The sequence below is a fragment of the Pseudoalteromonas sp. S4492 genome (assembly GCF_005886115.1).
GTDB lineage: Bacteria > Pseudomonadota > Gammaproteobacteria > Enterobacterales > Alteromonadaceae > Pseudoalteromonas > Pseudoalteromonas gelatinilytica.
The window spans coordinates 71,169-83,226 of sequence record NZ_PNCP01000039.1 but is presented as its reverse complement, the minus strand read 5'-3'; the positions used below and the strand labels follow the sequence as shown (position 1 = coordinate 83,226).

Below are 12,058 nucleotides of genomic sequence, written 5' to 3'. Positions count from 1 at the left end.
ATCTCCTCCTTAATCAAGTATTGTGAATGTAAGTTTTACATTCGTATCATTACTTGCTGAGATCTTTAAAAAGTCAAAACCGTGCATTTTCTCGGTTTGCCATAGTCCATTATCTAAGCTGATAGCATCTTGCCAGCTAATTAGTGCAACATTATCTAAGCGAGAGATTGCTTCACCTGTACTTGGTGCGTAATGCCTAAATTGTAGTTTTACGCCCCTTGGTGGAAGTTCTTTTGGTCCTAAAGTGAATTCATCTGACGGTAAACTAAAGTCATGGCTAAAAGCGTGCCATGCTTGATCACCCCCTTCACTTACATCAATTTTATGCTGTGAAAAAGTAAGGTCGTCAATTTCGGTTGTATAACTCAAAAGCGCATCAATTTTTCCACCGTTTTCTGCTTGTAAATAACCATAAAAAGAGAAGTCTTTACTCAGTAGTGGATCGCCATTTTCATCTGTGAGTTCCATCACTCGCATTGTGTGTCTAAACGGTATTATCGATGGCGTATTATCGAACTCATCTCTACTAGAGCACAGCGCTTGTATGCCTGCATAAGGTTTATCTGTACATGGAAATACACTGTCACTAGTATGATCCCAGCGGCTCACTTCAAATGCTTCGCTGTCGTTATCCCAATCTTCAAAATCGCCAAACACCATTATATCGCGTCCAAATACCGCACTGCTGAGCTCGCCGCTGGTTACTTCTATTGATGATAAAAATGCCGCCGATGAAGGGCTGTATTGTCGTAAGTCAATAATGTCGCTGCTGCCATCTACCTCAATCGTAACGTCAGTTGTGCTCTGTGTTGCTTGGTTTTGGCTGAAATAGACTTCACCATAATTATCACGAGGAATTAAAGTGATATTGTCATCAGAAAACTCAGCAAGGCGTCTTAATAAGTAGTGAGTTAGAAATCCTGTTGTGAACCGTGGTTTATAATCTTCAACAAAAATAGGATAAGCAAAAGCCCGGTTGACGGTTTGCGTATTGGTATTTAAATCGATCATTACTGCAACACCGAGTAAGGTATCAAGGCGAGGTTGATCAAAGACAAAGTTACCCAACCCCAGCACTGCTGGAATATCGTTATAAACAGCAAAACCTTGCGCCACATGAGGGTGATGAGCAATAAGGAGATCTGTATTTTGTTTTGATAATGCTTCAAAGCGACTGCCAATATAGCTTGAAGGTGAGTAGGTGTATTCATCTCCACCATGCATTTGGGCAATGATAAATTGCGAAGAATCCTGTTCTTCTAATGATGATCTAACGGTATCTGAGTTGGTTAAATTTGCAGCCCCGCCTTTTGTTAAATCAGCAATATAACTATATTCATGTTCTTCACCAGTAATCGAGGTAGCGGCAAATAACACCAGAGTTACATTATCGAGCGTTTTACTGACGGTAGTCATTGCTTGACTCTCATCAAGACCTGCACCGCTATGAAGTAAACCTGCATTGCTTACTTCAATGAGGGTATCTTCTAAGCCGGATTGCAAGTAATCGTAGATATGGTTATTTCCAAGACCAACATAATCTATGCCTATCTCAGTGAGCCCTTGTAGTGAGTCTGGTAGACTAAAAAAGCTAAACTCTTTGGTTGGATGGACGGTTGCAGGATTAGTCGTCACTGGCGACTCTAAATTTACAGACGCAAAGTCAGCATTTTGAAATAACGCTGCGACATCCGCAGTAATTGCAATGCTGTCTGCTCCTGCGGTATCTGGGTGGATCAAGGCATCAGTTACATCGGGAATAGACGTGCCCATGGTTTTTAAATTGGGATCTAAATAACGACGGCCAAACATAGTATCGCCAGCAAATAAAAGGCTTTTACTGCTCGATGCTTTAGTTTGGAGTTGAACTGTCTTTGTTGATGAGTCAGGTTGATTAACGACAATACTTGCTCGCGGAAAATATCCCGCTTGCTCAACCATAATCGCATGATTGCCATAAGCAAGGTTACTAATACTTATTGTACCATCGCTATCAGACTGATAGGTTTGCCCTGCTAAGGTAACACTGATATTGCTAAGAGGTGTTTGATTTTCATCGGTGATCGTAAAAGAAATATTTGCACTACCCGCAAGCAGCTTTTCGCGATCGCTGATTGCGACCTGCGTTTGCTCATCTGGTTTATCTTCGTTCGGGTCTTTTACCTTACATGCTGTTAAATTAAGACACGTAAGCAGAACTAAAGAATTAAAAAATATTTTCAACTAACGCCCCTCGTTATCACGCAATTTACATTCTATACGTCAAAATTATTATGGTTATTTTATAATTGCTGGCTAATAGGGACAACAATTGACCAGCTCTGAAAATTCAGATATTGCCTGCTCTTTGGCATTGTTTCGACGATATTTTATACTGGCGACTTAATAACCAATAATAAAGGTGTAGCTTAGTAAGTAAGTGTAGTTCAATTTTATTGGTTGGAGGAATTTGTCTTAGAATTTAGATAAATAGCAATTTGGTACTAGGAAGCGAGCGAAAATAAAAAAGGCCAATAAATGGCCTTTTTGTGCGTATGGGCTTTCACAAAATGAAAGTTAGAATTTGTATTTCACACCGAACATAGCAACAACTGGGTCAATTTTTACTGTTGAAGTTAGCGCTTTTGCACCGTCTGCATAAACAGTTGCGTCAGTTTCGATATCAATAAGTGAAACCATGCCATGCAGACCCCAGTTTTCACTCATCATGTAGTTAAAACCTGCTTGAGCTGCAATGCCGAAAGAGTCATCTAGTTTAACTTCTACATCGTCAGTACCTAGTGTTGCTTTTAAAGCCGCAGAAGGTTGCTCATCAAAGAAAGTTGTATAGTTAAGACCTACACCCACAAATGGACGGAACTTATACGTTGAGTCTAAAAAGTGGTATTGCGCTAAAAGTGTTGGTGGTAAATGCTTGATAGTCGCGATTTTGTTACCAGCTAAACCACCTGCGCCTTGAACATCATGACTAAATGGTGTTGCTGCTACTAATTCAATTACCCAGTTGTCATCAAGCGCGTAATCTACAGTAATACCTAGCTGAGTATCATCATCCGCACGTAGGCCTAACGTTGGCGCTTCATTGATTTTTGAGCTGTCGTTATCAGGGTTTACATTAATTGCACCTACGTTCACGCTTAAGTTTGCGTTTGCAACAGGAGAGAGTGCTAATAGTGAAGTAAGTAATGCAATGCTTAATTTAGTTTTCATGTTGTTCTCCGCGAACTACTTGTCTGATTTGGTTGAGGCTATTATTACCAAGTTGCAGCGGACAAAACCTGTTCTAGATCAAAGTTTCAAAAATGTTTGAACACAGTGAAGTCATTTATTGATTTAGATTAAGTTTTTAAACAGGTACGGCGAAAAAAAGATTGACTGTTATTGACTCTATATTCAGCTACGGCTGTTAAACTAAGGGTGTTGTTTGCTTATTAGGTGTTTTTCATGGCTGATCCTCAGCATTTATTTCTTCATGGCTCGATTTCAAAAGCGTTACTTAAATTAGGTATCCCGATCATCTTAATCAATATTTTGCAGTCTGCTTATCAATTAACAGATGCATTTTGGGTAGGGCGCTTAGGGGCGGAGCAAGTAGCTGCCGTTTCTGTCAGTATGCCTGTTACTTTTTTAGTGATTGCAATTGGTTCAGGTTTAGCGATGGCGGGGGCTATTTTATCTGCTCAGTACATGGGAGCTGGCCAGCAAGATAAGGTTAATCATGTTGCTGCGCAAACCATGTTAATGGTGACGCTTACGGCTTCGATGCTTGGTTTAGCAGGTTATGTGCTATCGCCATACTTTTTGACTTTGTTAGGCGTTGAAGAGCAAGTGTTTGGTGATGCCCTTAAATTTATGCATGTATCCTTTATTGGTGTTGTGTTTGTGTTTATTTATGCCATGTTCCAAGCCTTAATGCGTGGTATCGGGCAAACCAAGGTGCCACTGTATATAGTAAGCGGTACTGTATTACTCAATTTTGTGCTCGACCCATTACTGATTTTTGGGTTTGGTGATTTCTCTGGTTTTGGCGTAATGGGCGCTGCATTAGCCACACTTATCACGCAAAGCTTAGCGGCTGTTATCGGTGTCTGGGTATTTTTGCGGGGGCGTCATGGAATTCAACTTAAACTCTCAAGCTTTAAACCTGACTGGCAATATATGAAGCAAGCCTTCTTTTTAGGGGCACCAGGCTCGGTTGAGCTTTCAGCGAGAGCATTTGGTTTAATCATAATGTCGTTTTTGGTTGCCAGCTTTGGTACGCACACCATTGCTTCTTATGGTGTTGGCTCTAATATTTTGCAAATGGTGATGATCCCTGCAATGGGCCTTTCAATGGCTGTTTCGACCTTGGTGGGTCAAAACATGGGAGCAGGAAACCCGCAGCGTGCGGCACAAATAACACGCTTAGCCTCGCTTTGGGGGTTACTAGGCCTGACATCAGTGGGCGTGATTGCTTATTTGTTTGCTGAATACTTGGTGGCTTTTTTCATTCCTGATGATGAGTTTGTTATTGCTGGTGGCGCAGAGTTTATTCGCGTCATGTGCTTAACTTGGGGCGGAATAGGCGTGCAGCTTTGCGTAGTCGCTGCATTTAGGGCTTCAGGAAACATGCTAAATGCGATGGTTGTGTCACTGCTTTCGCAATGTGTTATTCAATTTCCTGCCGCGTATATTTTGTCTAAGCATACTTCACTGGGACCACAGGGCATATGGTATTCCTTTGCTATCACCAATGTACTTGTGGCAATCATTACTTATCTTTGGTTCGCAGCAGGTCGTTGGCAACGAACACAATTAACCAAAGAAGATAAAGACATAGCCAAGGTGACCCAAGAAACCCTCATTGAAGAAGGAAATCATTAATTTAAGTTTCACACTGCGGTCATAAACTCTCGTTGTAATAACCCAAGCTTTCTAACTGACTAGGGTTATTATGAGTTTGATATCAAATGCAGAGTTAGCAACGCACCTGTCGGTGCAATCTGAGGTGGTTGAAACATTACAAACCTTGCTCCGATTTAAATCGGTCACACCTGCTCAAGCGGGGGCAATTGATTGGCTTGAAAGTAATTTAAGCCAGCTCGGCTTTGATTGTGAGGTATTTAGCTTTAATCATGTTACTAATTTAATTGCTAAAATCACCTTTGGTGAAGGCCCTATCGTTTCTTTTTCTGGTCATATTGATGTGGTACCCGCTGCGCAGGGTGATTGGCGAGTTGATCCTTTTAGTGGCGAGATAGTCGATGGCAGTGTCTATGGCCGTGGCGCAGCAGATATGAAAGGCGGTGTTGCTGCTATGCTTTGCGCAACAAAGCGTTTTTTAGCGCAAAAGAGCAATAAACGCGGCACATTCTACTGGTTAATTACCTCAGATGAAGAAGGTGAGGCTGAATACGGCTCCTTATTGATTGCTGAGCGTCTAGCTAAACAAGGTGTTGTGCTTGATGGTTGCCTAGTTGGCGAACCGACGAGTCATTTGCATGTGGGTGATACCATTAAAAATGGCAGACGGGGGGCGTTGTCGGCTCGATTATCTATTCAAGGTAAAGCTGGGCATGTTGCTTATCCTGAAAACACCATAAACGCAGCACATTTAAGTGCAGAGGTTGTAAAGCGCTTAACGGCAATTAGCTGGCACAAAGATGAAGCCGGTTCGGCAACAACACTACAAGTAACTGGCATTAATATAGCCAATGTGGTGGATAATCTTGTTCCTGCTCAGTGTGAGCTAACGTTTAACGTGCGTTATAGTCATGGCTACAAAAGTAAAGACGTTAAAGAAGAAATTCAGTTTGCGTTGGCAGATTTAGCATCCCAGCTAACGCTTGTTTGGGAGCGCCCGTGCGAATCATTTTATACCTTGCATCAAGCCAGCAATTGCTTGTTGCAGCAGCTTGAACAAGCCGTGCATGAAATCACTGGCAGCTTTCCGATGCTTAGTACTAGTGGTGGCACATCTGATGGCCGCTTTTTTGCTAATGAGCATACTCAGGTGATTGAATGTGGCGTGAGAAACCATACCATTCATCAAGTTAATGAGCATGTCCCAATCGCAGACTTAATCACCATTGAGCAAATATATTCAGCTGCGCTTAGAAATATATTTAGTTAAAAATGAAAAAGTCGGCGAATATGCCGACTTTTTCCTTTTAGTTATTTTATAACGACTATTCTCGTGCCTGTCCTAAGTACCGTTTGGCCTTACTCGCTTTTACTTTATCTAAGTCGACAAGCACTAATCCATCAATGCAGTTATTAAACTCAGGGTCGATGCTAAAACTTAAAAACTGTACGCCACCAGGTTCGCAAAGCTCCGTGTATTGTTTGAATAAGGTAGGGACTTGCGCGCCAATATTGGCAAGTACATGCTTAAGTTCAACAAAGTCTTCTTTAATGTCATCCCCAGCAAATAACTGAGCACATTGTTCTTTTTGTGATTCGGTATGGCGATATTCATTATTGGGGATAGCTAACACTTGTTTAGCACCATAATAATGTTGGTAATAATGAACGAGGAGTGATTTTGCTTGCTCAGGGAGTGCGTTAGACACGCTGACTGCGCCAAACAAATAGCGGTATTGCGGGTATCGGTTCACAAATGCGCCGATGCCAAACCATAAATAATCTAGGCTTTTTCTACCCCAGTATTTGGGTTGCACGAAGCTGCGACCAAGCTCAATGCCTTTTTCAAAATACGGCGTCATAGCATCGCTGTAGCTAAATAGGCTATCGGTGTATAAACCTTTGCGGCCATGTTTTTTTATAATGTCTTGTGCGCAGGCAAGTCGGTATGCGCCAACTAGTTCAAGTTGTTTAGCATCCCAAAGTACAAGGTGTTGATAATCCATGTCGTATTTATCTATATCACGGCGTTTACCACTGCCTTCACCGACTGCACGAAACGCAATTTCACGAAGTCGTCCTAGCTCACGGAAAATCGGTGAGCTACCACAGTATTGGTATAAGTAAATTTTCATACCATCAGAGGTTTCACCTAATAATTCACACTCTTCAATGGCTTTTTTAAGGTCTTTCGTTGCTTCTGGGCTAGCAATGGGAGTTTGCGTTTTTAACGGCAGAGGTTTTTTAGTGATAAGTCGATACAACTGTTTTCTTATCAGCTGAGCTATCTCTTTATCTTTTAAATTCTCGATTAAATATGACTCAGGTGGGATAGATGCGCCAATTTCAAACTCTAATGATTTTTGTCGTTGTTTAAACATCTCTTTGACTAATAGCAAACTGGCTAATGGTTTATAGATCATTGAGGTGCCGTAAAATAACGGGCTGTTTTTCGCTTTGATGTAAATAGGCAAAATAGGTGCGTTGGCTTTTTTTGCCATACGTAAAAAGCCACTGTTCCATTTACAGTCTTTAATTCCCGTTGGACTTAAGCGCGATACCTCACCTGCTGGGAAAATTAATAACGCACCGTCTGATTTTAAGTGCTGTTGGATATTAGCCAGCTCTTTCTTTTTACTCGTTCCTGATAGGTTATCTACGGGAAGGAGTAACGAGTGCATGGGAGTGATAGACATCAGCATGCGGTTTGCAACGACTTTTAAATCAGGGCGCACACTTGATAATACTTTTATCAGCGCTAATGCATCGAGTGAACCAATAGGGTGGTTAGCCACGATGACGATATTGCCTTCACTAGGAATATGTTCCATTTGCTTTGGCTTGTAGCGCGTGTCAAAGTCAAGCTCATCAAGTACTTGCTCTACAAATTCAAGTCCTTGTAAGTGTGGGTATGCATCACCAAAGGCAACAAACTCTTGCTCATGTAATAAATAACCCAGGCCTTTCTTTACTAAGCCTTTTACTTTTGGTGAATTTTCTAACTGTGGTAAATTTGCTTCTATTACTTTATCAACACTGATCATACAAACCTCAAACATAAACGCATTCAGCGATGAGGTTAGGGTAAGAGTTCGCTGTGACAGTTAGGTTGCAGTTGTGTGACTTTTTAAAGAGCGCTTCGAGTACGAGGCAAAATGGAGAAGACAATGATTTTACTTGTAGCTGTAACAGGTCGAGATTGCAGCCAATTAATTGCTCGATTACAAGCGTTACTACCAGAGGTTGACGTGCAGCTTTGGTCTGAGTGCACTGATTATGAAGCTGTTGAGTTTGTACTTGCTTGGAATGCCCCCGCTGATTTATGGCCTAAGTTGGTAAATTTAAAAGCGGTTTCTTCATTTGGTGCAGGCGTTGATAGCATCGACTTAACGAAGGTAGCAGCGCATGTTCCCGTTGTTAGAATTGTTGATGATAACCTTGCTAATGATATGGCAGAGTATGTGTTGAGCCATGTATTAGCACACAAGCTTAGACTTAAAGAATATTATTTAAAACAATCAGCCTGCATGTGGAAGCCAAAGCGAGCGTATTCACATCAACATGTGGGTATCTTAGGTTATGGCGAACTAGGTAAAGCCTGTGCAAAGCGTTTACTCGCGAATGGCTTTAAAGTGAGTGCTTGGTCTAAAAGTGAAAAACACGACGCTGAAGTAAATACCTATTATACACAGCAGGGATTAGATGACATGCTTGGTCAAATTGATTATCTCGTGTGCTTGTTGCCACTTAACCAACACACTCAGGGTATCATTAACAAATCACTGCTAAGTAAATTGCAAAATCATGCGGTGCTTATTAATGTTGCCAGAGGCAAGCATGTTGTCGATGAAGATTTGCTCGAGGCACTTGATAGTGAGCAATTACGTGGCGCTACCCTTGATGTGTTCAGCGAAGAGCCTTTACCTAAGGTGCATCCTTATTGGTTTCATGAAAAGGTGACCTTAACACCTCACTGTGCTGCATTGTCAGATTTAGAGACTGTGACGCTGCAAATCGCGGGTAATGTCAAAAGGTTAATTGAAGGTGAAAGTCTAATAAATCAGGTTGATAGAACAAAAGGTTATTGACACATTACAAATTAGTTTAATATACACCTTGTTAACATCTGTAACTTTGCTATGCTGTTGTTGCTCAATAAAAAAACAATAATAAAAAAGAGGCGTTATGAAATCTAATCAAGGTGGAGCTAAATTTAGTCTAGTCGTAGTGTCAGTAATTGTTCTTGGTGTTTCAGCATGGTTTAATCAAGCGAATGCATCAGATCAGCCAGCTCAGGTTATTGAAGTTAGCCAATCATAACCAACCAATCACAATTAGTATGTGCAGCATGTATTGATGCTGCACTTTAATCCTTTATTCTCTTAACTTCTTTTTGAATGGATTTCTCTGTTCTCGTGTTTCTTCTCGTCTGACTTTTTAATCATCACATACGTTGCACCGCTACCACCATGATGCTTAAGGGCGCTATGAAAGGCTAAAACCGCTGGAATTTCTTGCAGCCACTTATTGGTGTAGCTCTTTAATATGCCCGGTTGAGATTTGTTTTTGATGCCAATCCCATGACGAATAAGCACGACACGAATATTTCGTTTGTGGCAGTCATCTATAAAATTAAATAACGTACTGCGAGCTCGATTGAGAGGTTGGCCATGCAAATCAAGTGTGGCATCGAGTTGATACTTAGCTAAACGAAGGTTTTTGTATACTTGGCCTTGTACGCCATCTTTTTTGAATGCCAGTATTGCATGGGGATCTAATAGCTCAACGAATTCACTGCGTAAATAATTCTCGTCAATTGCTAAATCACACTCAGCTGCTTTGCGTTTTTCTTGCTGAGCTAAAGAAGGGCCTAGTTTTGTAGAATCAAATTGAACAGTGTCATGTTTGAGAGGTTTTACGTCTTCCATTGATGAAAGAAATAAGTCGAAGTCGTTTAATGACATAATGTACCCCAAAATTTTCTATACCCAAACCATCTCAAGGTGCGAGTTTCAGTTGGAATTAAAAGCGATTTAGGCAAGGCATTGATTGCAAATAATAGTGGTTCTATTGTTAAAATCAATAACGCAGTATAAATCCCTTTTAAACCAACCCTCCGGGCGTTTCACAGGCACTCACTCTCATCGTTGTTACTTCTTAAAAGGGACTACCATTCTTGCAAAGTAACGCCTTGATATTAAGCACCTGTGAAACGCTGAATTCTGCATCTTGAGGTGGCTTGGGTATATATACGCCGTTTATGGTATCTCAGTTCAATTATTTTGTAAGTAAAAAAAAGCCCAAGCAGAGGGCTGCTCGGGCATAAAAGCTGATAGATGGGATAGCCTATTCTATCAATTTATCTTAGGAGAAGATTAACCTTGATTGATATTCAACTGGCCAAATGTGTAGACCTTGAATAAATAAAATGTATTGATCAACACCAAGCTCATATTTGAGATAACGCTCGATGACATGAGATCTAAACTAAACGATAAAAATAATAAACTACACGCGCTAATCGCCGCAAAACGCAGTAATGTAAGCTGGTTAATAAAAAATGCACCTAATCCTAGTGCAAGTAACGTTAAGTTTAAAAGCCAATCTAGCTCGTTTAGCATGGTCGTATCTGATCGTGTCTGTGTTGAAAAAGGAGCGCCATTATGGTGATCTTTTACACAGCTTTCAACCAAGTAATTTTTAATTTTCGGATTAGATTTTTTAATCCATTATTAGTTTTTTCATGGCAGCAAAAAATCCACTTTGTTCTGTCACACGATACTTCTGACAGGTGTCTGGGTTACGCTTATCTTGGCATAGGTAAATAACGTTGCGGCTAAGGTCTGCGCGGGGGCTCAGGGTTGAATCAAATAAGTTTGCACCATAGCCAAATACGCCAGGCCAAAATACACTTTGTGAGACCATGCCAAGCTTTTCATAAGTGATTAGCACGGGCTTTGGCGTAATTAGTAGAATTAATACAACCGCGGCAAGTGTATACCAACGTGTTTTGCTTTTTTTAAGTTCGACTTCAGGTGCGGCTTGTTGCCCAGCTTGTGCGCGCGCTTGTTGTTGATTTAAGGGTCTTTGGCGTTTTGCTTGCGTTGGTTTCTTTCGTGCAGGTGCTTTACCAAGTAAAGATTGTTTTTTTATTTTGTTAGACATAAAGCTTATCTGGCCTTTTAAACATAGGTCTCTATAATGAGATTATAACGAAGTTTTTGATATAATAGTCAAATTCAAATCACTTATAGCTTAAATGCGTTACACTCTTCAGTGCAATGAGTGTTTATCTTCATAGTTTAAGAGGAATAGTATGGATACGCAGCTTTCAATTCTTATTGTGGACGACGTAGGCACAGTTCGCAGTTTTTTAAATCAAACATTGATGCACCTAGGTATCGATAATGTGCGTGAGGCTTCTACGGCCGCGCAGTGTTTAAGCGCATGTAAAGAAAAAGAGTTCAATATTATCTTCTTAGATATTGAATTACCCGATGGTGACGGCAAAGAGATTATCTCGCAAATCAACGAAATTTCGCCTGAAGCGAATGTTGTGATGGTTTCGGCTCATTCAACGGTCGAAAACGTTAAAGAAGCGATTGAGAAGGGCGCTAAAGGGTTTGTAGTAAAACCTTTCACACCTAAGAAAATTGCCGCCATGCTGAAAAAGTTTTACCCAGAACTCGAAATTGTCTAGCTAACTGGTTTAATGAGGCATAGTGAAAACGTGCCTTGTTAAATTACAGATAAAAAAAAACCGGCATAAGCCGGTTTTTTTATATTCATCAAAAACAAATTATAGCGCTTTGATTTTAGCTGCTAAACGGCTCTTATGACGAGCTGCTTTGTTCTTGTGGATAAGACCTTTAGTTGCGTAACGGTCTAGGATAGGTGTTGCAACAGCGAATGCTGCTTGTGCAGCTTCTTTGTCGCCCGCTTCAATTGCAGCAACTACTTTTTTGAAGTAAGTGCGCATCATTGAACGACGGCTTGCGTTATGTTGACGATTTTTTTCGCTCGTAATAGCGCGTTTTTTTGCAGACTTGATGTTAGCCAAGGTTTGCTCCTAACAATCTTAAAATAAGCTTAATTTAAAGGCCGTGGAATATGCCTGTTTTTATCATGAATGTCAACGAAAATTTGACATCTCAAGAAAAACTGCTCCTTATAACGAACATCAATTTGCCGCTTTAGCAGTTAATATCGCCATTGT

The 12,058-nt window shown here is 40.7% G+C and carries 12 protein-coding genes; 5 read left to right on the top strand and 7 right to left on the bottom strand.

What is annotated here, in order from left to right:
- Positions 1–9: 9 nt before the first annotated feature.
- A complete protein-coding gene (locus tag CWC28_RS13070) occupies positions 10–2,223 on the bottom strand; it encodes a CapA family protein (protein ID WP_105174648.1) in 2,214 nt (737 codons plus the stop codon).
- Positions 2,224–2,556: 333 nt separating this feature from the next.
- Positions 2,557–3,210, bottom strand: a complete 654-nt coding sequence (locus CWC28_RS13065) for an OmpW/AlkL family protein (protein ID WP_105174647.1) — start codon at positions 3,208–3,210, stop codon at positions 2,557–2,559.
- A 234-nt stretch (positions 3,211–3,444) separates the two neighbouring features.
- Here CWC28_RS13065 and CWC28_RS13060 point away from each other — a divergent pair, with 234 nt between their 5' ends.
- Positions 3,445–4,863: an MATE family efflux transporter gene (locus tag CWC28_RS13060; protein WP_105174646.1), complete on the top strand. Its 1,419-nt coding sequence runs from the start codon at positions 3,445–3,447 to the stop codon at positions 4,861–4,863.
- A gap of 70 nt (positions 4,864–4,933) precedes the next feature.
- Positions 4,934–6,112 (top strand): succinyl-diaminopimelate desuccinylase, encoded by a 1,179-nt coding sequence (dapE, locus tag CWC28_RS13055; protein ID WP_138625247.1) that lies wholly within the window; start codon positions 4,934–4,936, stop codon positions 6,110–6,112.
- Positions 6,113–6,167: 55 nt separating this feature from the next.
- Here dapE and olsF read toward each other — a convergent pair whose 3' ends face one another.
- The gene (gene olsF, locus CWC28_RS13050; protein ID WP_063700207.1) at positions 6,168–7,886 is read right to left on the bottom strand and encodes a bifunctional ornithine lipid synthase OlsF; all 1,719 of its coding nucleotides are present in this window, start codon (positions 7,884–7,886) and stop codon (positions 6,168–6,170) included.
- 123 nt (positions 7,887–8,009) lie between these two features.
- On the opposite strand from olsF, the gene CWC28_RS13045 reads away from it, so the two are divergent.
- Positions 8,010–8,930, top strand: coding sequence for a 2-hydroxyacid dehydrogenase (locus tag CWC28_RS13045; protein ID WP_063700204.1), 921 nt, complete (start codon positions 8,010–8,012; stop codon positions 8,928–8,930).
- A gap of 97 nt (positions 8,931–9,027) precedes the next feature.
- Positions 9,028–9,162: a hypothetical protein gene (locus tag CWC28_RS22660; protein ID WP_267894573.1), complete on the top strand. Its 135-nt coding sequence runs from the start codon at positions 9,028–9,030 to the stop codon at positions 9,160–9,162.
- A 62-nt stretch (positions 9,163–9,224) separates the two neighbouring features.
- On the opposite strand, the gene smrA is transcribed toward CWC28_RS22660, so the two are convergent.
- From smrA to CWC28_RS13030, 3 genes are all read right to left on the bottom strand, one after another.
- The gene (smrA, locus tag CWC28_RS13040) at positions 9,225–9,806 is read right to left on the bottom strand and encodes a DNA endonuclease SmrA (RefSeq protein ID WP_063700202.1); all 582 of its coding nucleotides are present in this window, start codon (positions 9,804–9,806) and stop codon (positions 9,225–9,227) included.
- Positions 9,807–10,217: 411 nt separating this feature from the next.
- On the bottom strand, positions 10,218–10,463 hold the full coding sequence (locus CWC28_RS13035; protein ID WP_054551958.1) for a hypothetical protein: 246 nt from the start codon (positions 10,461–10,463) through the stop codon (positions 10,218–10,220).
- A 100-nt stretch (positions 10,464–10,563) separates the two neighbouring features.
- Positions 10,564–11,007, bottom strand: coding sequence for a hypothetical protein (locus CWC28_RS13030; RefSeq protein WP_063700200.1), 444 nt, complete (start codon positions 11,005–11,007; stop codon positions 10,564–10,566).
- A 151-nt stretch (positions 11,008–11,158) separates the two neighbouring features.
- Between CWC28_RS13030 and CWC28_RS13025 the strand changes: the two genes are divergently transcribed.
- Positions 11,159–11,542 (top strand): response regulator, encoded by a 384-nt coding sequence (locus CWC28_RS13025; RefSeq protein WP_054561914.1) that lies wholly within the window; start codon positions 11,159–11,161, stop codon positions 11,540–11,542.
- A 99-nt stretch (positions 11,543–11,641) separates the two neighbouring features.
- Here the strand turns inward: CWC28_RS13025 and rpsT are convergent, their stop codons facing one another.
- Positions 11,642–11,902, bottom strand: a complete 261-nt coding sequence (rpsT, locus tag CWC28_RS13020; RefSeq protein ID WP_036967030.1) for a 30S ribosomal protein S20 — start codon at positions 11,900–11,902, stop codon at positions 11,642–11,644.
- Positions 11,903–12,058 lie beyond the last annotated feature (156 nt).